Annotated in this window: 27 protein-coding genes and 1 other RNA gene; 12 read left to right on the top strand and 16 right to left on the bottom strand. The window is 55.8% G+C overall.

Annotated elements, in window-relative coordinates; all coding sequences use genetic code 11:
* The 15 genes from lpxA to GOV91_RS02495 form a co-directional block, all read right to left on the bottom strand.
* Positions 1 to 786: an acyl-ACP--UDP-N-acetylglucosamine O-acyltransferase gene (gene lpxA, locus GOV91_RS02425; RefSeq protein WP_171173915.1), complete on the bottom strand. Its 786-nt coding sequence runs from the start codon at positions 784 to 786 to the stop codon at positions 1 to 3.
* Positions 783 to 1256 (bottom strand): 3-hydroxyacyl-ACP dehydratase FabZ, encoded by a 474-nt coding sequence (gene fabZ, locus GOV91_RS02430; protein ID WP_050602398.1) that lies wholly within the window; start codon positions 1254 to 1256, stop codon positions 783 to 785. The genes lpxA and fabZ overlap by 4 nt, the downstream gene beginning before the upstream one ends.
* A gap of 72 nt (positions 1257 to 1328) precedes the next feature.
* Positions 1329 to 1892, bottom strand: a complete 564-nt coding sequence (locus tag GOV91_RS02435; protein WP_254440579.1) for an OmpH family outer membrane protein — start codon at positions 1890 to 1892, stop codon at positions 1329 to 1331.
* A 21-nt stretch (positions 1893 to 1913) separates the two neighbouring features.
* Entirely contained in the window at positions 1914 to 4274 is a 2361-nt protein-coding gene (bamA, locus tag GOV91_RS02440) for an outer membrane protein assembly factor BamA (protein ID WP_171234319.1), read from the bottom strand.
* 127 nt (positions 4275 to 4401) lie between these two features.
* Positions 4402 to 4545 carry a hypothetical protein gene (locus tag GOV91_RS02445; RefSeq protein WP_171234320.1) on the bottom strand — a complete coding sequence of 48 codons (144 nt, stop codon included), beginning with the start codon at positions 4543 to 4545 and terminating at the stop codon, positions 4402 to 4404.
* Between the two features lie 79 nt (positions 4546 to 4624).
* A complete protein-coding gene (rseP, locus tag GOV91_RS02450) occupies positions 4625 to 5977 on the bottom strand; it encodes an RIP metalloprotease RseP (protein WP_171234321.1) in 1353 nt (450 codons plus the stop codon).
* Between the two features lie 4 nt (positions 5978 to 5981).
* On the bottom strand, positions 5982 to 7154 hold the full coding sequence (dxr, locus tag GOV91_RS02455) for a 1-deoxy-D-xylulose-5-phosphate reductoisomerase (protein ID WP_171234322.1): 1173 nt from the start codon (positions 7152 to 7154) through the stop codon (positions 5982 to 5984).
* Positions 7154 to 7936 carry a phosphatidate cytidylyltransferase gene (locus tag GOV91_RS02460; protein WP_171234323.1) on the bottom strand — a complete coding sequence of 261 codons (783 nt, stop codon included), beginning with the start codon at positions 7934 to 7936 and terminating at the stop codon, positions 7154 to 7156. Before GOV91_RS02460 ends, dxr begins: the two co-directional genes overlap by 1 nt.
* The gene (locus GOV91_RS02465; protein WP_171173900.1) at positions 7933 to 8664 is read right to left on the bottom strand and encodes an isoprenyl transferase; all 732 of its coding nucleotides are present in this window, start codon (positions 8662 to 8664) and stop codon (positions 7933 to 7935) included. The genes GOV91_RS02460 and GOV91_RS02465 overlap by 4 nt, the downstream gene beginning before the upstream one ends.
* A gap of 9 nt (positions 8665 to 8673) precedes the next feature.
* Entirely contained in the window at positions 8674 to 9237 is a 564-nt protein-coding gene (gene frr, locus GOV91_RS02470; protein WP_171173898.1) for a ribosome recycling factor, read from the bottom strand.
* A gap of 182 nt (positions 9238 to 9419) precedes the next feature.
* Positions 9420 to 10415 (bottom strand): acryloyl-CoA reductase, encoded by a 996-nt coding sequence (acuI, locus tag GOV91_RS02475; protein WP_171234324.1) that lies wholly within the window; start codon positions 10413 to 10415, stop codon positions 9420 to 9422.
* Between the two features lie 105 nt (positions 10416 to 10520).
* Positions 10521 to 11624, bottom strand: a complete 1104-nt coding sequence (locus GOV91_RS02480) for a dimethylsulfoniopropionate demethylase (RefSeq protein ID WP_171173893.1) — start codon at positions 11622 to 11624, stop codon at positions 10521 to 10523.
* Entirely contained in the window at positions 11625 to 12152 is a 528-nt protein-coding gene (locus GOV91_RS02485; RefSeq protein WP_171173891.1) for a DinB family protein, read from the bottom strand. It abuts the gene before it with no gap.
* Positions 12152 to 12856 (bottom strand): DUF1326 domain-containing protein, encoded by a 705-nt coding sequence (locus GOV91_RS02490; protein WP_171234325.1) that lies wholly within the window; start codon positions 12854 to 12856, stop codon positions 12152 to 12154. The genes GOV91_RS02485 and GOV91_RS02490 overlap by 1 nt, the downstream gene beginning before the upstream one ends.
* 4 nt (positions 12857 to 12860) lie before the next feature.
* Entirely contained in the window at positions 12861 to 13625 is a 765-nt protein-coding gene (locus GOV91_RS02495; protein WP_171234568.1) for a DUF2182 domain-containing protein, read from the bottom strand.
* Between the two features lie 115 nt (positions 13626 to 13740).
* Here GOV91_RS02495 and GOV91_RS02500 point away from each other — a divergent pair, with 115 nt between their 5' ends.
* The 9 genes from GOV91_RS02500 (at position 13741) to GOV91_RS02540 (ending at position 20687) form a co-directional block, all read left to right on the top strand.
* A complete protein-coding gene (locus tag GOV91_RS02500) occupies positions 13741 to 14472 on the top strand; it encodes a FadR/GntR family transcriptional regulator (protein WP_171173886.1) in 732 nt (243 codons plus the stop codon).
* A 117-nt stretch (positions 14473 to 14589) separates the two neighbouring features.
* Entirely contained in the window at positions 14590 to 15990 is a 1401-nt protein-coding gene (locus tag GOV91_RS02505) for a selenium-binding protein SBP56-related protein (RefSeq protein ID WP_171183315.1), read from the top strand.
* Positions 15991 to 16003: 13 nt separating this feature from the next.
* Positions 16004 to 16657 carry a hypothetical protein gene (locus tag GOV91_RS02510; RefSeq protein WP_171183317.1) on the top strand — a complete coding sequence of 218 codons (654 nt, stop codon included), beginning with the start codon at positions 16004 to 16006 and terminating at the stop codon, positions 16655 to 16657.
* A gap of 59 nt (positions 16658 to 16716) precedes the next feature.
* The gene (locus tag GOV91_RS02515; protein ID WP_171234326.1) at positions 16717 to 17367 is read left to right on the top strand and encodes a TenA family protein; all 651 of its coding nucleotides are present in this window, start codon (positions 16717 to 16719) and stop codon (positions 17365 to 17367) included.
* A gap of 17 nt (positions 17368 to 17384) precedes the next feature.
* A complete protein-coding gene (locus GOV91_RS02520; RefSeq protein WP_171090183.1) occupies positions 17385 to 17747 on the top strand; it encodes a DUF4345 family protein in 363 nt (120 codons plus the stop codon).
* Positions 17748 to 17783: 36 nt separating this feature from the next.
* Positions 17784 to 18131: a transfer-messenger RNA gene (gene ssrA / locus GOV91_RS02525) on the top strand.
* Positions 18132 to 18231: 100 nt separating this feature from the next.
* Positions 18232 to 18663 carry an ester cyclase gene (locus tag GOV91_RS02530; RefSeq protein ID WP_171183320.1) on the top strand — a complete coding sequence of 144 codons (432 nt, stop codon included), beginning with the start codon at positions 18232 to 18234 and terminating at the stop codon, positions 18661 to 18663.
* Positions 18664 to 18898: 235 nt separating this feature from the next.
* The gene (gene chrA / locus GOV91_RS02535) at positions 18899 to 20152 is read left to right on the top strand and encodes a chromate efflux transporter (protein WP_171234569.1); all 1254 of its coding nucleotides are present in this window, start codon (positions 18899 to 18901) and stop codon (positions 20150 to 20152) included.
* Between the two features lie 76 nt (positions 20153 to 20228).
* Complete coding sequence (locus GOV91_RS02540) at positions 20229 to 20687, top strand: SspB family protein (protein ID WP_171173874.1); 459 nt, start codon at positions 20229 to 20231, stop codon at positions 20685 to 20687.
* A gap of 24 nt (positions 20688 to 20711) precedes the next feature.
* Here the strand turns inward: GOV91_RS02540 and GOV91_RS02545 are convergent, their stop codons facing one another.
* A complete protein-coding gene (locus GOV91_RS02545; RefSeq protein WP_171173872.1) occupies positions 20712 to 21275 on the bottom strand; it encodes a hypothetical protein in 564 nt (187 codons plus the stop codon).
* Positions 21276 to 21481: 206 nt separating this feature from the next.
* On the opposite strand from GOV91_RS02545, the gene fumC reads away from it, so the two are divergent.
* The 3 genes from fumC to GOV91_RS02560 are packed head-to-tail and all read left to right on the top strand — an operon-like array spanning position 21482 to position 23270.
* The gene (gene fumC / locus GOV91_RS02550; RefSeq protein WP_171234327.1) at positions 21482 to 22876 is read left to right on the top strand and encodes a class II fumarate hydratase; all 1395 of its coding nucleotides are present in this window, start codon (positions 21482 to 21484) and stop codon (positions 22874 to 22876) included.
* Positions 22876 to 23052 carry a DUF4169 family protein gene (locus tag GOV91_RS02555; RefSeq protein ID WP_171173868.1) on the top strand — a complete coding sequence of 59 codons (177 nt, stop codon included), beginning with the start codon at positions 22876 to 22878 and terminating at the stop codon, positions 23050 to 23052. Before fumC ends, GOV91_RS02555 begins: the two co-directional genes overlap by 1 nt.
* Positions 23049 to 23270 (top strand): ribbon-helix-helix domain-containing protein, encoded by a 222-nt coding sequence (locus GOV91_RS02560; RefSeq protein WP_171234328.1) that lies wholly within the window; start codon positions 23049 to 23051, stop codon positions 23268 to 23270. The genes GOV91_RS02555 and GOV91_RS02560 overlap by 4 nt, the downstream gene beginning before the upstream one ends.
* Positions 23271 to 23459 lie beyond the last annotated feature (189 nt).

Raw genomic sequence — 23459 nt, forward strand, 5'->3', positions numbered from 1 at the left:
TTATTTCCCCGGTGTCAGGAATGAGCGATCACTGTGGCCGGTGACAAAATCGACGATCCGCTGCACGTAATCGCTTTCATTGCCTTCGCCGATCCGGCTGGCGCGGTCCATAAAGGTTCCATCGCCTTCGGACAGTTCCTTGAAGGCCGCGCGCAGCGCCGAGATATCCTCGCGCGAAACACCCTTGCGTTTCAGACCTACAAGGTTCAAGCCGTCCAGCTCACCACGTGAGGCCTGCACCAGACCGTAGGGAATAACGTCCTTGGGCACCATGGTCAGCGCACCAATGATTGCTCCGCGCCCGACGCGCACCCATTGATGCAGCCCTGAAATGCCGCCGACAATCACATCGTCTTCCACGATACAGTGACCAGCTGCCCCTGCGTGGTTGACCATGATGACGCGGTTGCCGATCTGCACGTCGTGGGCCACGTGAACGCCTGCCATCAACAGACAATCATCCCCGATGCGCGTGACGCCGCCGCCACCGTCGGTGCCGGTGTTAATCGTCACATGTTCCCGAATCCGGTTACGTTGACCGATTTCCAGGCGGGTGTTTTCGCCACCGAACTTCAGATCCTGCGGGATTTCACCAATCACCGAGAAATTGAAAATGACGGTGTCTTCGCCAACCGATGTATCTCCGGTCACAACCACATGAGATTTAAGCTCGACCCGATCCGCCAGTTTGACCTGCGCGCCGACATAGCAGAATGGACCAATCGTACAGCCCTGCCCGATCTGAGCGCCCTCTTCAACAATTGCGCTGGGATGGATTCCACTCATGTTGTTTTTTCCATATCCCAATCAACATAGGCCGAAAACTCGGCCTCGGCTGCTACTTCTCCTTCAACCGTGGCCCGACCGCTGAATTTGAACAGCTTGCCGCCTTTTTTACCGCGCACTGTTTCCACATGCATTTCCAGAACGTCACCTGGCACTACCTTGCGGCGAAACTTGCACTTGTCGATGCTCATGAAATAGATCAGCAATTCAGTATCGATGACATCCATGCCAACACCCAACATCACACCCGCAGTCTGAGCCATGGCTTCGACGATTGTGACGCCCGGCATGATCGGTGTGCCGGGGAAATGCCCCTGAAAGTGCGGCTCGTTCATAGTCACGTTCTTGATGCCGCGCGCCGACTGATAACCCGAGATGTCCACCACCTTGTCGACCAGCAAAAACGGATAGCGATGTGGCAAGATCCTCTGGATCAGCTGAATGTCGGCGCTTTTGGTTTCCGTGGTCATTGATCAGATATCCCGTTTTGGATGTTTCTTTTCCGCGTGGTTAGCAATACAGCAACCCAAGGGCAAGCAACCCTATTCGCCATTGCCCTCTTGGAGGGAACTGCCATCCCCGATTGCAGCATCGATACGGGCGATGGCTGCGTCAGTGATGTCGGTGGTGCTGACGACCACATTGGATCGTTCGATCATTACGCTGGCTCCAAATTCGCGCAACAAGTCTACAAGGATGGGGCGGACGATCTCGAAAAAGGTCTGTTGTGCTTCTTCACTGCGCCGCGCCAAGGCATCCAGCTTGGCGCGCTGGCCTTCGCGATGAGACTGAACCTTGGAGTCAAAAGCCTCGGCCAATGGGCGGAATTCCTCAGCCGGCAAGGTCGCGCGCTGTTCCGTCAGTTCTTTTTCTTCCTGGCTGAGCTCAACCACAATCCGTTCGTTTTCCTCCGCAAGCAGGGCACTTTCTTTTTCGACCTCTCGCCGCACACGCTGACCGAAGGCCGACTTGGAAAACAGTTCTTCGCTGGACAAGGTAACGACACTGGCTTGCGGTACGCCGAGTTGTTGTGCCGAAACCAACGATGCGGTCAAAACAACCGACAAAAGACACAGGGCCCCGAAAGGGCCCAGTGCTGTTTTCATTATCTTATTCAACATGTCTGATCAGAACCGAGCCTGAATCGTAAAGTCAAAGTTCTGTTCCTTGTCGAAGCTCTCTTTTTTCAGAGCCTGCGAGAAGTTGAACCGCAACGGTCCGAACGGTGTGTCCCAGAGAACAGCGATGCCAATCACGTGGCGGATCGAGCCGTTTGCACCGACGATATTCGCACCGGCGGTGTTGACGTTGTCGATGTCATAGAGGTTACCGACGTCGTAAAAGACACCGCCGCGCAGACCCAATTCTTCGGGCAGGCCAAGCGGGAAATCGCTTTCAAAGCGTGCAACCCAGTAATAGTTACCACCGATGGCGTCATCCTGACCGTTGGACAGATCCCGTGGGCCAAGACCTGCAGGCTCGAATCCGCGGAACGTATTGGGCCCCAGCACAAAGCGGTCAATCGTACGGCTGAAATCGTTCCCCCGCCAGTGCAGCGCACCCAGCTCCATCGACGCCCGCAGCACGACCTCTTCGTTCCAAACGCGGGTTTGTGCGATACCGCGTGCGGTGGTTTTGAAGTACTTGTTGTCGCCACCAAGACCCGCAGCATCAACGCCAACTTCGAAAAGAACGCCGGAATTCGGGTCCAGACCACCGCGACGGCTGTCATACACGTAAGACACACCTAAAGAGCTGGACGTCCGCTTACCCTGAGCGATTTCCGACGAAATAACTGCGCCGTTCACTTCGTTGTCCTGCTGTGTCATTTCACTGCGATCCCAACCATAGCGCAACCGCAGCGACGACAGTTCCCCGATGGCATAGGTCAGTTGTGGGGTGAAGAACAGCGAACTGGTATCATAGCTTGCAAAGCCCGAGTTTGTTCCCGACAGCCCCAGCCCCAAGTCAAAACGCAGCTTACGGCCCAGCAGATACGGCTCTGTAAAGCTGATCGAATACTGCTCGGAGTCCTGGGCGGTCGAAATCGTCAGACCTAGGTTCTGACCACGACCCAGGAAGTTGGATTCATTCAGACCAATCGCGATCCCGAAACCGTCCGTTACCGAGTAGCTACCACCAAGACTAAGCGAGCCTGTGGGTTGTTCTTCTACATCCACATCCAAGATCACCTGGCTGGGCGAAGACCCTTCGCGCGGCTCGACATCTGCGGTGGCGAAGAAACCCAAAGCATTGATCCGCTCGGCCGCCTGACGAATTTCGCGGGGATTGAACGGGTCACCCTCGACCGTGTCAAACTGACGGCGAATGACGCGGTCCAGCGTGGTGGTGTTGCCTTCAATGTCGATCCGTTCAACAAAGATGCGCGGACCTTTGGTCAGGACAAACTCCACATCCAGTGTCAGTTCACGGTCATTGCGGGTGATGCGCGGCTCGACCCGCAGGAAGTCCACGCCCTTTTTGACGCCCAAACGTTCTTGCCGGGCAATCGAGTTTTCAATCAGCGTGGGCGTATAAGTCACACCAGGTTTGATCTTCAGCGCATCCTGATATTCTGCGGCGTTGACGCCGGGGATTTCACTGACCGTAGTGATCTTGCCGAACGAGAACTTTTGCCCTTCTGTGACGTTCATAACCAGAAAGAACGCATCCCGTTCACGCGTGAATTCGACATTGGCGCTGTTCACCCGGAAATCGACGTAGCCACGCGACAGGTAGAAATCGCGAATGACCTGTTTGTCGAACTCGATGCGGTCGCCAATAAACGTATCGTTACGGAAGAAGGTCCGAAGGAACGTTGCTTGCTTGGTTTCGAGAACCCGGCGCAAACGGCGGTCCGAGAATGCCCGGTTGCCAACAAAGCTGACACGCTCAACTTCGATGGTTGTGCCTTCCGCGACTTCAAAAACCAGATCGACCCGGTTGTCACTTCGGCGGATGATCCGTGGAATGACCGTTGCGGCGACCCTGCCCTGCGCTGAGTAAACTTCGGCAATCAAATCCGCGTCTGCTTCCGCCACCTGAGGGGTAAAGACTCGGCGCGGTTCGGATTGGATGACGTCCAACAAAACGTCATCTTTAACCCGAGCGTTTCCTTCGATGCTGATCTGGTTGATCGTGGGGTATTCCTGAACTTCGATCACCAGAGTAGTGCCACGCGGCGTCAGCTCGACTGTTTCAAATACACCACTGTCAAGCAATCGCTGATAGGCATCATTAATCTGTCCGGCGGTGACTGTTTGGCCCGGTTCGATTCCGGTTCGGGCTATAATTGTGCCGGTTTCGATCCGACGGTTGCCCTCAACCTGGAAGGAGTTGATCGTGAAGTTTTGCGCCTGCGCCGCGTTCGGAAAAGCCGTCAAACTCGCTGCAACAAAAAGGAAAAGAACCGTTAGCGCCTGCCACAAAATATTGTTTGTCGGCATTTGCCCCCCGCAGGATGTGCCCGCGTTTCGCCTGTCAGTCATTTTGTGCTCTACCCAGAATTTTAGAACTTTATTGCTGAGTAACGGGATTAAATGAGCTTGTCAAAAGGCGAAATAGAAGCATTCCACCACAAGGGTGGACCAGAAGCTGCCAGCATTTCGGTAAGAATCAGAATCCCGCCAGATAGATCCCGGCCAGATAAGCTGCACCTGCCAGCGCCAGCGCTGTCATCGCAAAGCTCAACAACACGTCACGGTTCAGCATGAAAAGCAAGCTGAACCCCTGGTACGATTTTTTAAGCGCTTCGGTCATGGTGATACCCTTTCGACGCAAAGAGCATAGCCCCGAAATAAGGCAGGAATGCGGCCCAAATTAGCGCCTAACGCCACAATCAGCAGAACAGATCGTTGCTAACCGAAAACAGCATCAGAGTCAGGATAATAGTGATGCCCAGCCCCATGAGAATTCTCAATGCGCCGTCGCTGGGTGGTTTACCTGCGACGGCTTCGTAGGCGTAGAAAACCAAGTGGCCGCCATCCAGTGCCGGAATCGGGAACAGGTTCAACAAACCAACGGCTGTCGACAGCACTGCGATAAAGAAGATAAAGTTCTGCGCCCCCTGGCTGGCCATCGCACCCGAGGTTTCGGCGATCCCGATTGGCCCTGAAATGTTGCAGGTGCTGATCGCTCCCGTCACCATGTGCCACATACCGGACAAAGACCCTTCGATGATCCGACCTGTTTGAATGACACCGCCGCGCAGTGAATCCACAAGACCGGCCGGCTCCGTAGCAGGTTCTAACATCATTCCACCGATGATGCCGATCCGCCAATGGGTGACAAACCCACCTTCCGGTTGAGGCTCGTCCGTGCGTCGAGGCGCAAGTGCAAACTCCAGATCGGATCCGTCTCGCCATACGTTCAAAAGCAGAACGCGGCCATCCGAGCTTTCGACAAAGTCCTTCAATTGATCAAAGGCAAAGATCGGCTCGCCATTCACCGCAGTGATAACATCGCCCTGCTCCAGCTGGATATCCATAGCGGCGCTGCGCGGGGCGACCTGCCGGATAAGCGGTGGGAACATCCAAGGCGCTTGAACGTCCAGCGTTTCGCCGTCTCGGATTACTGTATAATCCAGAACTGGTTGCACCGGCAGTGCATCGATGAAATCCTGCCATGCCCCTTCTTCATCATAGTCCGGCGTAGTGATGCCCGAGATCGCGGTGATCACATCACCTTCACGCAGCTCTTGCACCGTCCCTGGCAGAGGCTGCAATGAACCCACGGTCAACGGTTCGCGCGACACCCCCTGCGACCAGAAAATCAGGCCAAAGACCAAAATGGACATCGCAAAGTTAAATGCCGGACCTGCCGCCACCGTAGCAGCCCGCGCCCATAAGGGGGCCCCATGCATGGTGCGCCGCAACTCGTCGGGGCTTTGAGTGGCGATTTCGCCCATCGCTTCTTCATCTTTCCCTGACGCGGCATTGGCATCGCCCAGGAACTTCACGTATCCGCCAAACGGCAACAATGCGATCTGCCAGCGGGTGCCACGCTTGTCCACGCGGCTCCAAAGCACAGGGCCGAACCCGATCGAGAACACCTCGGCATGGATACCGGACCAGCGCCCCACAATGTAGTGGCCGTATTCATGCACGGCCACGATAACGGACAACGCGATGACAAAAGCCACAATCGTCCAAAGAAGATTGCCAAATTGAGGTATCAGCGAAAGTACGTCCAAAATTCTATCCTGCTCGTTCCACCACGGTGTCATCGACCCATTGACGTGCCAAATGGTCCGTTTGATGCACGTTATCAAGGGTCATCGGGGCATCAATAAGGCCGTCTGATGCGTCAAATCGGTCAAGAACGGCGGCCACGGCATCTGCCATATCCAGAAATGAGATCCGGCGCGCAATAAAATGATCCAGCGCTCGTTCCTTGGCTGCATTGAACACCGCCCCTGCCAGACCACCGCGCTCCATTACATCCCACGCCAGTTTCAAAGCCGGGTATCGCTTCAGATCAGGCGCTTTGAAGTTCAATTGTCCGATCTTCGCCAGGTCAAGCCGATCCACTGGAAGATCGCGCCGTTCTGGCCAATGCAAAGCATAGCCGATGGCATGGCGCATATCCGGTGCTCCCATATGGGCCATCACAGCCCCATCCCGGTACCCGACCATTGCATGTACGATGGATTCAGGGTGCACCAAAACCTCGATCTGCGTAGGCGAAACAGAGAAGAATTCCCTTGTTTCAATCACTTCTAAGGCTTTATTGAACATCGAAGCACTGTCGATTGTAATGCGCTGTCCCATGTCCCAGTTCGGATGGCTGGACGCTTGTTCAACGGTGGCATTGACCAAATCTTCCATCGGCCAGTCCCGGAATGCTCCACCGCTGGCCGTAATGATCACGCGCTCAACGGCAGTGATGTCTTCTCCGACCAAAGCTTGAAAAACGGCTGAATGCTCGCTGTCGACCGGCAGCAGTCGCGCATCATGAGCCTTGGCCGTCTCCATGACCAGAGACCCTGCGCAGACCAGCGTTTCTTTGTTGGCCAGCGCCAGCGTTGAACCTTGTTTCAGCGCCTCAATCCCCGGCGCAAGCCCTGCTGAGCCCACAATGGCTGACATGATCCAATCCGCTGGGCGCGTTGCAGCCTCGGCAATGGCGTTTGCGCCAGCCGCTGCTTCGACCTCGCTGCCAGTAAGCGCGGCGCGCAGATCGTCCAACTTGTCTTCATGTGCCGTCACCGCCAGATCGGCCCCTAAACGGCGCGCGTCATTGGCCAGTTTCTGAATATTCGCCCCACCTGTCAGAGCCACGACATCATAGTCGCTTGGCGCGCGTGAGATCAGATCGATCGTGTTTTGCCCAATCGATCCTGTGGCCCCAAAAATAGAAACCCTGCGCATTACATCCCACCCGGCGCGTAAAACAGCCCAGCTATAAGGACAAACAGGGCAGCGCCCATCATGCCGTCAAAGCGATCCAGAAAGCCGCCATGGCCTGGGATCAGGTTTGAACTGTCCTTGACCCCAAACTTTCGTTTGACTGCACTTTCGATAATATCACCAGCTTGACTGGCCATTGAAGCCAATATCGAAACAAAAACAAACGCGAATCCGAAACCGGCATGGGCCGCAAAGGCCACCCCGACGCAGGCGGCGGCAGCCCATCCACCCATTGTTCCCGACCATGTTTTCTTAGGGCTAACTTTGGGCCAGAACTTAGGTCCGCCGATCATTTTTCCAACAAAGTACCCTGCGACATCCGTGGCGACGACCACGGCAATCAGCCAAACCATCCAACTAAAGCCAAAATTCTCGCGGACCGAGATGAACCCCAACCCGGCGCCGACAATCCAGACAGCAAACAGCCCATAAAGGATCTTGGATCGGCTCACCTGCCCCATTCCCACCAAGGCGGGCGCGACAATGACAGGTAATGTGTACAGAGGTGGCAGATGGTAACTCAGCAAAACCGCAGCGCTTGTCAGGACGCCAAGCTGAATGGCCGTACCCTGGCTTTTTGGATCGATCATCCGAACCAGTTCCCAGGTCATCAAACCGCAAGCTGCAGCGATAAAAGTTTCAAACCAAACACCGCCCAGCCACACCTCGACCGCGCCCACCATAACCAGCACGACTGCAGAAAGAACCCGTGCTGTCAGGTCAGACCATCGGCCTTCGCTCATGCCAGCACCGCTCCGAACCGGCGCTCTCTCGAGCCATAGTTGCGGCATAGCGCTTCCAGTTCGGCGGCCGTAAAGTCCGGCCACAAAGTATCGATAAACTCGTATTCCGAATAGGCTGACTGCCACAAAAGAAAGTTTGAAATACGCGCTTCGCCACTGGTGCGAATAACAAGGTCCGGATCAGGAAGAACACGCGTATCCAGATACTTAGGAAGAGTTTCTTCGTCCACCTCTTCAGGCTTCAATCGCCCCTCGGCAACATCACGCGCCAACCGTTTGGTGGCGCGCGCCACCTCATCACGGCCACCGTAGTTCAACGCCACCGTCAAATGCACGAGGTCGTTGTCCTTGGTTTCCTGTTCCAAAGCATCCATCAAATCGGTCAGCTTCGAATCCAACCGGACGCGATCACCGATGAACCGAACGCGGATTCCGTTGTCCGCAAGTGTCCGGGTTTCTTTGATGATGTAGCGACGAAACAGGCTCATCAGACCTGCAACCTCAACCTGCGTCCGCTTCCAGTTCTCGGTCGAAAAGGCGAAAACAGTCAGATACTTGATCCCAAGGCCAGGACAGGCCTCAACCACCTCTCGCACACGCCGCGCGCCCGCATGATGACCATACAGTCTGGGGCGGCCACGCGCCTGTGCCCAACGACCATTGCCGTCCATGATGATAGCCACGTGGCGTGGGCCGGAAACCGGATCGATTTGGGGATCTTTGGGCATCAGTCCAGCTCAGACCTGCATGATTTCAGCTTGCTTGGTCTCAAGCGCAACATCAACGGCCTTGATCATTTCATCCGTCAAATCCTGAACTTCGCTTTCCCAAAGCTTCTGGTCATCTTCCGACATTCCATCCGCCTTGGCTTTTTTGATCTGGTCCATACCGTCGCGGCGCACGTTGCGGATCGAAACCCGCGCGCTTTCCGCATATTGCCCGGCAACTTTACCCAGCTCGCGGCGGCGTTCTTCATTTAGCTCGGGAATCGGCAACATGATGATGGTGCCGTTCAGCTGAGGATTGATGCCAAGTCCGCTTTCTCGAATGGCTTTTTCCACCTTTCCCACCAGTGACTTGTCCCAGACATTTACAGTCACCATACGCGGTTCGGGCACGTTCACTGTTCCCACTTGGTTGATCGGCGTCATCGAGCCATACGCGTCAACCATGATAGGTTCCAGCATGGAAGCTGATGCGCGCCCCGTGCGCAGCGAGGCAAATTCGGTTTTCAGATTGGCCATGGCGCCATCCATGCGGCGCTTAAGATCGTCGGTGTCCAGTTCGAAGTCGTCAGACATGCTGCTCACTCCCCGTATTCAGGTACTCTTTCGATGGGTCTTACGCCATCGCAAATGGGATGTATAGCAATCATGATCGGGAATTGTATCAATGGCCAGAGGCGCTGCGACCATTTTGTACCAAACCTGCGACCTCAGACCTGGTCGGAATCATCCGTCCAGGTCTGCTGGAAAGCTCGAACCTAAGCGTTTACATCCACAACGACGCGCCCCTTGACCTGTCCTTTCAGGATATCGGCCCCCAGCTGAGGTAAATCTGACAACACAGCGGGTTGGATCATCGCGTCCAACTTGTCCATCGGCAGATCCGTGGCGATCCGTTTCCAGGCGCGCAGCCGGTTGTCAAAGGGCTGCATTACACTGTCGATGCCCAACAGGTTCACCCCACGCAGCAAGAATGGAATCACTGTCGCCGGCAATCCAGCCCCGCCAGCCAAACCAACTGCCGCAACAGAACAGCCGTATTTCATCTGACCCAGAACACGCGCCAACATATCGCCACCCACTGCATCCACACAGCCAGCCCAGGTTTCACTTTCCAGCGGGCGTTTGGTGGTCTCATTCAGGTCTTCGCGCGGCACAATGGTCGTCGCGCCCAAGGATTTCAGATAGTCCCCGGTTTCGGGCCGCCCGGTTACTGCGGCGACCTCATATCCCAGCTTGCCCAGAATTGCCGTGGCCACCGATCCAACACCACCTGCAGCGCCTGTCACCAGAACCGGTCCCCGATCCGGGGTCAGTCCATGATCCTCCAGCGCCATCACCGCAAGCATCGCCGTAAACCCGGCGGTACCCACAGCCATGGCCTGCCGCGTGTCCAATCCGTCCGGGAGCGGAACCAACCAATCGGCCCGCGCATTGGCTTTCTGAGAATAACCGCCCCAATGCGCCTCACCCACGCGCCAACCGGTTAGAACGACCTTGTCCCCTGGCTTGTAGCGATCATCTGACGAAGCCTCTACCGTACCGGCATAGTCAATGCCTGGAACGTGCGGGTAGGACCGCACCAGCCCGCCACCTTTAGGAGACAGGCAGAGCCCGTCCTTGTAGTTGACCGTCGAATACTCGACAGCAACGGTGACTTCACCATGCGGCAGATCATCTTCCGACAACTGCTTGACCGATGGGCTCGCCAAACCGCTTTCTTCGTCCTTCTCCATGACAAGAGCATTGAACATATCTCAATTCCTTTCGAGTTTCTGCGCCCGGACCAGTTCTTCACCTGACCCAAAATACCTCGGGGGAGTCGCGCAGCGACGGGGGCAGCGCCCCCAACCCCCGTGTCAAATCCAGAAATGTGACTGCACGGTTGCGTGACGCATCCCGTCCGGTGTCTCAACATCCAGTTCCGTTCCCGCGTCCCAATGGCTCAATCGCACCATGCCAATGGCTACGTTGGTCTTGAAGTCAGGGGACCAGGTCGCCGAAGTCACCTGCCCGACCCATTTTCCATCCGCGTAGAGACCCCAGGGCCTATCGCAACCCGGCACAGGATCGCCCGCGATGGCAATAGGCCGGATTTGCTGAATGGGCCCCTCTTTGGCCACACGCAGCAATGCATCGCGGCCAATGCAGCCGATTGCGGTATGCGTGTTGCAGAACTTGCCCAAGCCACACTCGTGCGGAGTGTTATCATCCGTCATGTCATTGCCATAGGACAGCAAGCCACCCTCGATCCGTTCGATCAGGTTTGGACAGCCGGCACGCACCTCAAGGTCTTCTCCTGCAGCGAATAATGCATTCCAGAGGGGCATACCAATGTCGCTGCCCTCAACATAAATCTCGAATCCGCCCTGTTTGGAATAACCCGAGCGCGCCACGGCCAGATCGCGTCCCTCAAACTCGAACATGTCAAACTTGAAAAACCGGATATCCCGCACGCGGTCGCCAAATACGCGGGCCATGAGTTCGTCCGCCTTGGGGCCTTGAACAGCAAGCGGCGACACATCCGGCTCGTCAACGAGAACATCCAGACGGTATCCCACAGCGATCCCTTTGACCCAAAGCAACAGGTCACTGTCCGCAATCGAAATCCACCAACGATCTTCGGACAGCTTCACAGCCACCGGGTCGTTTAGCATTCCACCTGTTTCATCGACGATCGGCACATAGAAACACTGCCCCGGCAACATCCCACGCAAATCGCGCGGAGTGAGCATCTGCATCAGGCGTGCGGCATCCGGCCCGCGTAGTTCGACCTGTCGCTCACACGAGACGTCCCACACCTGCACATGGGTCTTCAAATGCCGATAGTCGGCCTCAACGCTTTCGAAAACAGTAGGCAATAACATACGGTTATATACCGTATATCCTTTGACCCCAGCAGCTTCGACCCCATCCGAGAATGGCGTGCGCCTCAAACGGCGCGAAGGAGATATTTGCGGCATTCAATCCTCCTGCGGCATGAAGACAAGATCACTGACCGGCGCTTCAGATCCCGCCTCAGTCAGCATCTTGTGCACTTGTCCCCGGTGGTGGGTTTGATGATTGAACATGTGGATGACGCACCGCGCATAAGGCAAAGTAATGTCAGCCTCTTTCGCGGCTGAATACCACGTGAACGGACCCGTGAGAGGTTCGTCGCCCAAGCTGTCAGCCCATCGGATGATGCGGGCGTCAATCTTTTCTCGCAGGGGCAGCCATGCAGACAGGTCGGGGCACAGATACACACTTTCATGAATACCGCCGCCCGCGCGGTGAATGTTGCTTTCTGGCCCGTCCCCCTTGTCAAAGCGGGACATCCAGATCCAGTCCCCCCAGAGCAGATGGTTGGCGGTACCTAGGATCGAGCCAAAAAACGCTCCGCGTTCAAGGATCAGCTCCTCGTGACTCAAAGCTTGCATAAACTCCGACAACTGCTTGTTTTGCCAATGATTATACTGCGCCATCTCACGTGCATAAGCGCCGGTGATCATTACTTAGGCCCATGCCAGTCAATCGGACAAATCTCGGCTGACTTACCGCCAAAATCCCAAACCCGGCCGTAATCACGCACTTTCGACTTCGTGCCCCGCGCCACGATAATGTCAGGGCCCATCCAGTATTTTGAGTTCGAAACCATGACAGGATGCTCTGGGTCCTTGCCTCCAAGCATCTCGATCTCGCCCTGTATCTTGCGGCCAATCATGATGCGGCGCTTGGTCCCGTCGCGTTCGATCTGTACAGGGGCACGCTCGGCCCCGATGATCTCACTCACCAGCATGGTAAACAGCCCGGTGGTTCCCCCGGCCTGCCCGCTGAAAATCTGAAGCAAACCGTTATACGCCTTTCCGCTGGCGCGCTCGTCGACATAGGCTGCCACTTTCCACTGGCCTTCGCCCATACGGCCCGGGATATCGACCAACAGACCGACATTCAGCCCAGACAGATCTTCGCCCTCATAGTGCCCTTCATCGATGATGACGCCCATCCAAGCATGGCAATGGCCCTCGGTCGGAGGATGCGCACCCAGCGACACAACACAGGGGCAGAATACATCGCACGAGCAGTTCAGGATCAATTCGCCCTTGATCGACCATTCCGTTGGGCTCATTTCGCGCCGTTTCGGGTTTGGCATCCGGCTGTCAATCCGCTGACTGATGGGCAACCGATCGGCTTCTGGTTTTCTGTTTTTTGCCATTGGCTTAACCTCCGTAGCTAATTGGATAGACGAGCAGGACGAGACCGCCCGTAATTAATGCAAACCCCATGGGCCGCGTGATCGCGTGCCCGATTTGGGGGAGTTTCTCCAAAACCATGAACAGTGTCGCGAGACCCATCCACAACAAGCTCATGACACCGCCCACAAATCCCAGCGCCATAAAACCCCAGCAGCAGCCGACGCAAAACGCGCCCAGGCCCAAACCCATGCGGACCCCGCCCGCGAAGCCGGTTTTCCAATGGCCCAGAAAATAGGTCATCGGGGCATGACAAACGCCGTGGCAGACCTCCTTCGCGCGGGTGAACTGAAAGGCCCCCACTGCAATCATGAATCCGCCCGCAATCCAGCCGGACTTGGCGATGCCCAGCATATCGACCGCACCGCCAAACAGCAAAGCCAGCTGAATCCCGGCGATCAGAGCCGCAAACCCAACCCACACGATCGAGTACCCCGCCAGAACACCCAGCCAACCCGCACGGCTGCCATTGGCGCTGCGGATCAGGTCGTCATAGCTGCGCAGGGTTGGTACAAGCGTGGGCAGCATCATAGCCGCCATCATGATCGCCCACATTGAAAACAGCGGCCCAAACTCGGCCATGGGCATATACATGTCCATGCGCGGATCCATGGCCGCCATGGCCTGCCCCATGGGTCCGGGGCGACCGATCAGATCAAGGTCCATGTCCCGGCTCATCGAGAACATGACCCACCACGCCCACAGGATCAGAACATAAAAGCCCAGCCACATTCCGCTGCGCAGCCAAGTACGACTCACTTCAGCCTCCCGACTCAACTCCCTTGCTTTTCAAATGTCAGACTTTTAAATGTCAGACAAATAAAAATTTGCCCAAGGTCCTCTGAACATGAAAGCCGCCCCCCGAAAAACCGCTGACCTGTCCGCCCAGATCGCTCAAGCCATTCGGGATGCGATTGTGTCGGGTGAGCTTATCGGGGACGCCCGCTTGCCGTCAGAGGCTGAGTTGTCCGATCAGTTTCAGGTCTCGCGCCCTACCGTGCGAGAAGCGTTAAAACGGCTGGCGGCTCAGTCTTTGATCCGCACACAACGTGGCGCATCGGGTGGCGCGTTTGTAAACCGTTTGAGTTTTGAGGACGCCTATTCACAGCAAGTTACAACCTCGACCCTGTTGCTATCGATGAACGCCGTCAGCTTCGATACCGCATGCGAGGCGCGCTATGCACTGGAAAGGGCCTGTGCGCCTTTGTCCGCCCAGCGACGCACAGCGGATCAACTGGCCACCATGCGGGCGGAGATCTTTCGCCAGTCGCAACCTGGCCTTACGGATGAAGCGTTTTGCGCCTCGGATGTCACATTCCACCGTGCGTTGGTGGATGGTGCGGAAAATCCCGTTTTGTCTTACCAACTGGCCGGAGCTGTAGAAGCGATGCAACCGTTGATGAACATGATCACATTCACCGCGCGGTCTCGAGAGGCGATAATAGGACTGCATACAAGAATAGTGGACGCGCTTGAGGCCCAGAATGCGGATGCCGTAGACGCCGCGTTGGTGGATCTGGAGCATTACACCCGACAACTGGCCCAGGACGTGGCCGATCGCAAACGTAAACCGGCCTAAAGGCCAAACTTGCAACGCAACCAGAACGAAAGGCAGACGAGCAGGTAGAATGTCACCCGGCGACAAGACCGGAACTCTCAATATGAATTGAAGACCAATGACTTACGGGAGGACGTTATGAATACAAGACCGGACCCAACCTTTTATCCATCCGCCAAACTGGCAATGGAGGGCCCCACCGAAACGCTTGCTTTCACCTTGATGCTAAGCCCTGATTTTTCGCAACCAGACGGGCTGGCGGTTGTGAATGTCGATCCGACATCTGACGACTTCGGAAAGATCGTGCATCAGGTAATAATGCCTGAGAAAGGTGATGAGTTTCACCATTTCGGTTGGAATGCATGTTCGTCCGCCCTGTCGCCGCTGACCGGGCACGCGTTTCTAGAGCGACGTTATCTAATCATCCCCGGCATTCGGTCCAGCAGGATTTACGTCATTGACGTCAAAAACCCGCTTGAGGCGAAGATCCACAAGATTATCGAACCCGAAGAAGTCTTTGCAAAGACTGGATATTCACGCCCGCATACGATCCATTGCGGGCCTGAGGGCATCTATGTCAGTACTCTGGGCGGCGGTGGCGCGGATGGTACCGACGGACCTCCGGGCATCTTCATTATGGATTGCGAAAGCTTCGAGATCATCGGGCGTTATGAGATCGAGCGTGGCGTGCAGGACAAGCACTATGATTTCTGGTGGAATCTACCGCGCGACTACATGGTCAGTTCTGAATGGGGTCTGCCGCCTCAGTTCGAAAACGGGATAGTGGCCGAAGACTTGCTTTCGAACAAATACGGTCACCGCATCCATTTCTGGAACCTGCGTAACCGGACCAATATCCAGACCATCGATCTAGGTGAAAACCACCAGATGGCACTGGAAATCCGCCCGGCCCATGACCCGGTCAAGCAGTACGGGTTCTGTGGGGTTGTTGTAGATACCACCAACCTTCAAGGTGCGATCTTCACCTGGTGGCGCAATGATGACGGCACATTCGAGGCCAAGAAAACCATCACCATCGATCCGCAACCAGCCGATCCCGATGATCTGCCAGATCTGCTCAAAGGGTTTTCGGCGGTGCCACCGTTGGTCACTGACATCGACCTGAGCCTGGATGACAAATACCTCTACGTCTCGTGCTGGGGCACCGGTGAGATGCATCAATACGATGTGTCAGACCCAATGAACCCCAAGCTGGCTGGTATGGTTGAAATCGGGGGGATCGTTAAGAAAACCAAGCATCCAAATGGCCAGAGTTTTGGTTACGGTCCGCAAATGGTTGAAATCAGCCGTGACGGCAAACGCGTCTATTGGACCAACTCGCTCTATTCCACCTGGGACGATCAATTCTATCCGGGCGAAGGCGGCGCTGCCATGGTCAAGGCCGATGTTGGCGAGAACGGAGGGTTGACGTTGGATCCGAAATTCTGGGTCGAGTTCCCCGACGGCTACCGCAGCCACCAAATCCGGCTAGAGGGCGGAGACTGTTCAACCGACAGCTTCTGCTACCCCTCGGTCTGAGTTGGACGTTTTGATGACATCAACGGCTGGCCTCTGGCTGGCCGTTGTTCTGAGCGGCGCCTATCACGGCCTGAACCCTGGCATGGGCTGGCCGCTGGCGGTCTCTTCCGCGCTGATGGAGCAGCGCCAATCCGCGCTTTGGCAAGCACTGGCAGCTTTGGCGGGCGGGCATTTTGTGGCCATGTTAGGAGTGCTGCTGCCTTTTGCGCTGATGGCGGTTCTGGTCGACTATCAAAAGGAAATCCGAATTGGTGCCGCGCTGCTCGTCATCGCGATGGGGTTGTTCATCGCAATCACCCGTCGCCATCCCCGTTTTCTGTCAAGGATTCCCCCCAGCAAACTGGCTCTATGGTCGTTTCTGGTGGCCCTTGCGCACGGGGCCGCCCTGATGCTGGTTCCGATCTATCTGGGGCTGTGTGCCGTAGATGAACTGGACGCTGGCCATCAAGCGATATCCCAGATCATGACAACAAACACCCTGCTGGTTCTGGGCGTCGCCGCGCTTCACACAGCTGCCATGGTTCTGGGCGGAGGTCTGCTGGCTTTTGCCGTCTATCGTTGGCTGGGCCTGCAGGTTCTGTCGCGCAGTTGGTTCAATCTTGAGCTCATCTGGGCGCTAAGTCTGATATTGGTTGGCGGCCTTGGTCTTTGGTCTGCACTTGGTTGATCTTGTACTTTGATTTGAAACGCGCTTTGTCTGCGGCAAGACAAAAACGGAGTTTCCGAATGCTGGACCAAACCCGCCCGACTGAAATGCTGCGTCTGGGCAGAAGTGATGACTGGCAAGCCGCCACCTCCCACGCCTTTACGCGCGAGCTGTCCGACGGCACCCTGCCCGAGGACAAAATGCGCTGGTACCTTCAACAGGATTATCAGTTCGTTGACGGATTTGTGCGCTTGCTTGCCAGTGCCATCGCGCACGCTCCGACCCTCGCAGACAGCGTACCAGCCGCGCAGTTTCTCGCGGTGATCACAGGCCCCGAGAACACTTATTTCCTGCGCGCAATGGAGGCTTTGGGCACAAAACCCAGCACAGAACCTGCCCCCGCCACACGGGCGTTTCAGGACCTGATGGCCGAGGCCGTGGCCTCGGGCCGTTATCAGAACATGCTGGCCGTGCTGGTCGTGGCCGAATGGGTCTATCTGAGTTGGGCCAGCCCGGAAAACCCGCCCAAAGACGACCTGCCCTTCTGGTTTGCCGAATGGATCACGCTACATGCGGGCGAAGGGTTTGAAAGCGTGGTCGATTATCTTCGCAGACAGCTTGATAAGGTCTGGCCGACGCTGGATGCGGCTGAACAGGCCGAGGTCACGCGATTGTTCCATCGCGCAGTCGAACTGGAACGTGATTTCTTTGACGCCGCCTACGCGGCCTGAAACATAAGGGGGCCGGAATGGTCACAACTCTGAACGTGATTGCTGCGTTGCTGACTATCGGGTTTGGCGCGTTTGGGTTTCTGGCCCCAGCCCACACTGCCTCGGCTCTTGATCTGGCCCCGACCAACAGCACGATGGGCTTGTCTGAGATGCGCGCCTCGGTCGGAGGTCTGTTTGTCGTCACCGGAATCGCCGTTATCTGGCTGAACAATCCGATGGCCTATGTCATGCTGGGCGTCGTCTATTCGGGGGCAGCGTTAGGCCGATTTGTATCGGTCGCGCTGGACAATCCGCCGTTGGCCAAGGCGATGATCTTTGGGGGAATCGAACTGGTTCTGGCCGTTTGGCTGATTGCTGCAAACTTTAATAAAACAACCTAACCAACTGAGACTATTGGGTTGATTGAGGTGCAATCTGAGTTTGCATCTAACCATCACCTCACCTATATATGGAATGTCCTTCGGGACTATGGACATAAACGCGCTCGTAATAAGCGGATCGGACCCGGGGGCGGTACCCGGCGGCTCCACCAACCATCCTTCGTTTGGGGATTTTGGGGCCGAAACAGGATCGACGAACGTCTAAAGGGGTTAGCTTTGTCTCGGCTGTCTGCCACCGTTATCGGCGAAACTAGTACAATTGCAAACGACAATCGTGCTCCGGTTGCAGTTGCTGCGTAAGCAGTAACAAGACCGAAATCTAAGCCCTTGCGCCTAGCCGCGTAAGGCGGGGTTCGCAGGTACCTGGCAACAGAAACCTGCATTATTCCCTGACATGTCTGACCTAATTCCCTTTTTTAGGGCACATTCAGAGTTTGTTCATTCCTGCCTGTCATCGTGCCCTCACTTGGACAGGAGAGCTGGGATGACAAATTCAGAGATACTCAGGGCGTGGTATTCCGAAGTTTGGGAAAACGGAAATACCGAGGCAATCGATCAATATTTTGCGCCGGAAACGATGGCCGAAGGGCTGATCCCCGAAATGCAAGTTGGTGCAGATGATTTCCGCGACCTGGTCACCGCGTTCCGCCATATCCTGGGCGACATCAAGGTTGAACTGCCCAAGATCATCGAAAACGGGGATTGGGTGTCAGCGATTTTGAATGTTCGCACCTTCCGCGCCGACAACGGCGCGCCTTTGGAGGTCACGGGACAGGTCATGGCGCGGTTCAAAGGCGACAAGATGGTTGAGGCCTATAATCACTTTGATTTCATCTCGTTCTTTGAAGAGTTAGGCCAATTTCCATCCGACACACTGCCCGTGTGCATGACAGGTCAACGTCTGGACTGGGCCTGAACCCAAAGCAATCTTGACCCCAATTGCGCTTGCACGTTAGCAAGCGCCATGGGGTCCAAGTGCGAACACCCAAGGCGGTGCCGCAAGTTTCGCATCTTTCGACACTTGCAGGATTTCATGTTGTGACTTGGCCGCCCGATACTACACAGCAGATCCTGATAGCCTTGAGTGTTTTCAACGGCTCCAGTTTCGGGATCGGGTCAAAGATTTCGGATCTTGCGACGTGAGCAAGACCATGACGCCGTCGATTAAAGACCTCATCCGGGTTTTTGGCAGGATCGGGCTGCTGTCCTTTGGGGGTCCGGCTGCGCAAATATCCCTGATGCATCAGGAACTTGTCGAGCGCCGACCATGGCTTGATGAACAGACCTACCTGCGCGCCCTGTCACTTTGCATGTTGCTACCGGGTCCGGAGGCGATGCAACTGGCCACCTATGCCGGTTGGCGCCTGCGCGGCGTAACAGGCGGGCTGATCGCCGGCAGTTTGTTTGTCTTGCCCGGCGCTTTGGTTATTGCGGTATTGGTCGCGCTATATTCCACGTTTGGCGATGTTCCGTTGGTCCAATCCGCATTTGTTGGCATCAAAGCAACGGTTATAATGATCGTCTTGCAGGCGCTGCGCAATCTCTCGCGTAAAGCCTTAATGGACAAAGACCACCGCATAATCGCCGGACTGTCTTTCGCTTCCATTTTTCTGCTGAACCTGCCTTTTCCCTTGATAATTCTTGCCGCTGCGCTTTGGGGATATGCAACGTTTCGTGGCCCAACGGAACCGCCTGGCCCAGTTCAGCCATCGCACCTGAAACGATCACTCAAAACAGTTGCTATCTGGTTGCCGCTTTGGCTTGGACCATTGTTCGCGCTGACCCTCAGCGGGCATCAACTGCTCAGCGACTTGGGCTGGTTCTTTGCGCGACTGGCCGTCGTCACGTTTGGCGGCGCTTATGCGGTGCTGGCCTATATGACGCAGACGGTTGTGGATCAGTACCACTGGATCAGCACAGATCAAATGATCGACGGATTGGGTCTTGCGGAAACAACACCCGGCCCCCTGATCCTTGTCACCCAATTTGTTGCAATGCTTGCCGGTGAACTTAGCGGAGGCTTCAGCTTGGCGTTGGCGGCCGGTGCAGTTGCGCTCTGGGCGACTTTTGTGCCCTGTTTTCTATGGATCTTCCTGGCCGCCCCGTACCTGGATCGGCTTGCCACGCGACCGCGCCTGTCATCGGCCCTCAATGGCATCACCGCCGCTGTTGTCGGCGTGATTCTCAACCTTTCCGTGTGGTTCGCCCTGAACGTTCTATTCGAATCAGTGCCGAACATATCCTGGGGGCCGCTGGCAATACCTGCCCCACAGCTTTCCCAGTTAAATTTTGCTGCGTTGGGCTTAACCGCTCTGGCTGGGGTCTTGATATTTCGACTAAAATTGGGGATGGGCACGGTGTTGGCCCTGATGTCCATCGCTGGGCTGGCCGCACACAATATCTGATCAATCCGGTCATACCCGCTCTTTCGTTTCCGAACAAAAGCCCTATGCTGGGCATAACCACTTTTGAGGATCACACATGTCGCAAGGCATCGATTACGGCAACCTGATGCACTCCGCCATGCGCGGGCTTATCAAGAAAGTGCTGACAGATGTTTCCGAAACCGGATTACCCGGTGCACATCATTTCTTCATTACCTTCGACACGCGCGAGGACGGTGTGGATATCGCCGACTGGTTGCGCGAACGTTATCCGGAAGAAATGACAATTGTCATGCAGCATTGGTTCGAAAACCTCGAGGTTGGTGAGACCGGCTTTGCCATCACTCTGAATTTCGGTGATGCGCCCGAACCGCTTTATATCCCCTACGCCGCGATCAAGACGTTTGTTGACCCCTCTGTGGAGTTCGGCCTGCGCTTTGAGAGCCCTGAGGACGATATGGATGACGATCATATCGCAGAAGAGACGATTGAAGTCGAAGAAGAAGAACCACACCACGACGCAGACGTCGTGTCACTGGACAGCTTCCGCAAATAGACCTCAACCCCGCCACGCGCGGGGTTATTTCTTTTGTAGGAAAGTCTCGACCGACCGTGATTTCACACCTTCGATGAAACGAGAGAACGACAAGTTCAACCCGCCTTCTGCAAGCGTACGATCGTATTGCTGCAATTCGTACCCGCCATCCAAATCAATGAACAAGGAATAAACTGTCAACGTATCACCAACGATTCGACCCCAAACAAAAGGCTCCCCTTTCATCGGGTCCAACGGCACTTCGTGGCCAAACACATTGCGCTTCATTGCGGCTGAAAACAAATCCCCACGCCCCGAAGGCACAAAGTCGATTGAGAACTTTTGGTTCTTTACTCGCCCGTCCAGCTTATAGGTTGTGGTACGCCAGCTCACATTAAACCCGTCTTCGGTTTCGAAAATAGAAACGCTCATATCCCGCGGGGTAGAGGTGCCATCAGCATCCACAACGTTTGCAGACCCAATGTAATCCCCGACAAACGGCGCAATGTCCGCCGCGCGCGCGGACACGCTGAACACGGACAACCAAACCATGCACACCGCAAAGACCGCGACGGCTTTGGCTAGTGCAAATCTATGGAAATTTGGCATTTTGTCCTCCACGGGATTCACCTTTCTATTGTAGCTCAGAGGGGGCTGCGCACAATGGCACAATCCATCTCTTTCTCATTAAAGTGACGCACCCCGGCACCTATACCTTTGGTACGCCTGAGTTTAAGGTGCGCCCAACTGGCCGATTGCGTCATGGCTTTGCTGCGGCTAAACGGCATACAACTGCATACCAGACGGAGTGACAGATGTCTCAGACCCGCACCGAATCCGACAGCTTTGGCCCGCTAGAGGTCCCTGCCGACAAGTATTGGGGCGCACAAACGCAGCGTTCGATCATGAATTTCCCTATTGGCTGGGAAAAACAGCCCGTCGCTATCGTACGCGCGCTGGGCGTGATCAAAAAAGCCTGCGCCATGCAGAACAAGGCCACTGGCAAGCTGGACGCCAAGATCGCCGACGCAATCATACAAGCCGCAGGTGAAGTGATCGAAGGCAAGTTTGACGACAACTTCCCGCTGGTCGTGTGGCAGACAGGCTCGGGCACGCAATCAAACATGAACTCCAACGAGGTCATTGCAAACCGCGCTATCGAAATTTTGGGTGGTGTGATTGGCTCAAAAGACCCGGTGCATCCGAACGATCACTGCAATATGGGTCAATCGTCGAACGACACCTTCCCCACCGCCATGCATGTGGCCACCGCGACCAGCGTGCGTGACGTGCTGCTTCCGGGTCTTGAAAAACTGGCCGCAGGACTGGAGCAGAAGGCCGAAGAGTTCAAAGATATCATCAAGATCGGTCGGACCCACACGCAGGACGCGACGCCTCTGACGCTGGGACAGGAATTCAGCGGTTACGCCCATCAAATCCGTCAGGGAATTGCCCGCGTTCACGCGGCGATGCCTGGGATTTACGAACTGGCGCAAGGTGGTACAGCTGTGGGTACAGGACTGAACACCCAGCACGGTTGGGGCGAGGCCGTCGCAGGACATATGGCCGATATTACCGGCCTGCCCTTCGTCACCGCGCCAAACAAGTTCGAAGCATTGGCGGCCCATGACGCCATGGTCTTCCTGTCCGGTGCTTTGGCGACGATTGCAGGCAGCTGCTACAAAATCGCCAATGATATCCGTTTCCTGGGCTCCGGCCCGCGGTCGGGTCTGGGCGAATTGATCTTGCCCGAGAACGAACCCGGTTCGTCGATCATGCCCGGCAAGGTGAACCCGACACAGGCCGAAGCGTTGACCCAAGTCGCCGCCCACGTGATGGGCAACAACGCTGCGATGACTTTCGCAGGCAGCCAAGGTCATTTCGAGCTGAACGTCTACAACCCGATGATGTCCTACAACTTGCTGCAATCGATCCAACTGCTGGGTGATGCCTCTGACAGCTTTACCGAGCGGATGTTGATGGGAATCAAAGCCAACGAGCCACGCATAGACAAGCTGATGAAGGAATCGCTGATGCTGGTGACAGCGCTGGCACCGACTATCGGTTACGACAACGCCACCACCGTGGCCAAGACCGCGCATAAGAATGGCACAACACTCAAGGAAGAGGCCATCGCGCTGGGTTTTGTGGATGAGGCGACCTTTGACGCCGTCGTCCGCCCGGAACAGATGATCGGTCCGAAAGACTAATGGGCAAGCCGGTTAACCTGAACCGGTATCGTAAAGAAAAAGCGCGGGCTGAAAAGAAAGCCCGCGCGGATCAGAATGCTGTCGCTTTCGGACGCACCAAGGCCGAGAAAGAAATCGTCAAGTTCGAACGGGACAAGCTGAAGCGCGAACTCGACAAGCGCGAGTTAGACGAATGAGCGGCCGCCCAATCAAACGCTCTCTGACACTCAAGGGTCACCGAACATCCGTGTCGCTTGAAGATGAATTCTGGCGAGCTTTCCGCGACATCGCTGCTGAAAAAAATCTTCCGATCAATGTTTTGGCCGCTGAAATTGATGTTGCACGCGATCCTGAAACCGGTCTTGCATCGGCCATTCGGGTGTTTGTTCTGAAATGGTATCAGAACAAGGTTTGAGGCATATGTCCGGCTTCGCCTTTGGCCATGAAGTTAAAAACGTGCGGTGAACAATTGAAGCGCAGCGCCGTAATTGTTTCCCTGTTCCCCTGACTCGTTTTCTTGGACCGCTCAGATTTTAGGCGTTGAAGAAAACCACACCAAATCGTTGCCGCTTCGTTTTTTGCACCCAAGTTTTCGCAAGGCAGA

Origin of the sequence: Ruegeria sp. HKCCA6837 (genome assembly GCF_013034475.1) — a bacterium.
GTDB lineage: Bacteria > Pseudomonadota > Alphaproteobacteria > Rhodobacterales > Rhodobacteraceae > Ruegeria.

What these genes read in the sequence shown, in the direction of transcription:
- dxr (WP_171234322.1), bottom strand. Translation starts at nt 7,154, where the DNA reads ATGCGCAGGGTTTCTATTTTTGGGGCCACAGGATCGATTGGGCAAAAC.
- GOV91_RS02480 (WP_171173893.1), bottom strand. Translation starts at nt 11,624, where the DNA reads ATGCCGCAAATATCTCCTTCGCGCCGTTTGAGGCGCACGCCATTCTCG.
- GOV91_RS02520 (WP_171090183.1), top strand. Translation starts at nt 17,385, where the DNA reads ATGGTCACAACTCTGAACGTGATTGCTGCGTTGCTGACTATCGGGTTT.
- GOV91_RS02515 (WP_171234326.1), top strand. Translation starts at nt 16,717, where the DNA reads ATGCTGGACCAAACCCGCCCGACTGAAATGCTGCGTCTGGGCAGAAGT.
- GOV91_RS02485 (WP_171173891.1), bottom strand. Translation starts at nt 12,152, where the DNA reads ATGATCACCGGCGCTTATGCACGTGAGATGGCGCAGTATAATCATTGG.
- GOV91_RS02530 (WP_171183320.1), top strand. Translation starts at nt 18,232, where the DNA reads ATGACAAATTCAGAGATACTCAGGGCGTGGTATTCCGAAGTTTGGGAA.
- acuI (WP_171234324.1), bottom strand. Translation starts at nt 10,415, where the DNA reads ATGTTCAATGCTCTTGTCATGGAGAAGGACGAAGAAAGCGGTTTGGCG.
- GOV91_RS02465 (WP_171173900.1), bottom strand. Translation starts at nt 8,664, where the DNA reads ATGCCCAAAGATCCCCAAATCGATCCGGTTTCCGGCCCACGCCACGTG.
- GOV91_RS02505 (WP_171183315.1), top strand. Translation starts at nt 14,590, where the DNA reads ATGAATACAAGACCGGACCCAACCTTTTATCCATCCGCCAAACTGGCA.
- GOV91_RS02445 (WP_171234320.1), bottom strand. Translation starts at nt 4,545, where the DNA reads ATGACCGAAGCGCTTAAAAAATCGTACCAGGGGTTCAGCTTGCTTTTC.
- GOV91_RS02460 (WP_171234323.1), bottom strand. Translation starts at nt 7,936, where the DNA reads ATGAGCGAAGGCCGATGGTCTGACCTGACAGCACGGGTTCTTTCTGCA.
- GOV91_RS02560 (WP_171234328.1), top strand. Translation starts at nt 23,049, where the DNA reads ATGAGCGGCCGCCCAATCAAACGCTCTCTGACACTCAAGGGTCACCGA.
- GOV91_RS02510 (WP_171183317.1), top strand. Translation starts at nt 16,004, where the DNA reads ATGACATCAACGGCTGGCCTCTGGCTGGCCGTTGTTCTGAGCGGCGCC.
- fumC (WP_171234327.1), top strand. Translation starts at nt 21,482, where the DNA reads ATGTCTCAGACCCGCACCGAATCCGACAGCTTTGGCCCGCTAGAGGTC.
- bamA (WP_171234319.1), bottom strand. Translation starts at nt 4,274, where the DNA reads ATGACTGACAGGCGAAACGCGGGCACATCCTGCGGGGGGCAAATGCCG.
- GOV91_RS02500 (WP_171173886.1), top strand. Translation starts at nt 13,741, where the DNA reads ATGAAAGCCGCCCCCCGAAAAACCGCTGACCTGTCCGCCCAGATCGCT.
- GOV91_RS02545 (WP_171173872.1), bottom strand. Translation starts at nt 21,275, where the DNA reads ATGCCAAATTTCCATAGATTTGCACTAGCCAAAGCCGTCGCGGTCTTT.
- GOV91_RS02495 (WP_171234568.1), bottom strand. Translation starts at nt 13,625, where the DNA reads ATGTGGCTGGGCTTTTATGTTCTGATCCTGTGGGCGTGGTGGGTCATG.
- GOV91_RS02435 (WP_254440579.1), bottom strand. Translation starts at nt 1,892, where the DNA reads ATGAAAACAGCACTGGGCCCTTTCGGGGCCCTGTGTCTTTTGTCGGTT.
- GOV91_RS02490 (WP_171234325.1), bottom strand. Translation starts at nt 12,856, where the DNA reads ATGGCAAAAAACAGAAAACCAGAAGCCGATCGGTTGCCCATCAGTCAG.
- GOV91_RS02540 (WP_171173874.1), top strand. Translation starts at nt 20,229, where the DNA reads ATGTCGCAAGGCATCGATTACGGCAACCTGATGCACTCCGCCATGCGC.
- chrA (WP_171234569.1), top strand. Translation starts at nt 18,899, where the DNA reads ATGACGCCGTCGATTAAAGACCTCATCCGGGTTTTTGGCAGGATCGGG.
- lpxA (WP_171173915.1), bottom strand. Translation starts at nt 786, where the DNA reads ATGAGTGGAATCCATCCCAGCGCAATTGTTGAAGAGGGCGCTCAGATC.
- GOV91_RS02555 (WP_171173868.1), top strand. Translation starts at nt 22,876, where the DNA reads ATGGGCAAGCCGGTTAACCTGAACCGGTATCGTAAAGAAAAAGCGCGG.
- frr (WP_171173898.1), bottom strand. Translation starts at nt 9,237, where the DNA reads ATGTCTGACGACTTCGAACTGGACACCGACGATCTTAAGCGCCGCATG.
- fabZ (WP_050602398.1), bottom strand. Translation starts at nt 1,256, where the DNA reads ATGACCACGGAAACCAAAAGCGCCGACATTCAGCTGATCCAGAGGATC.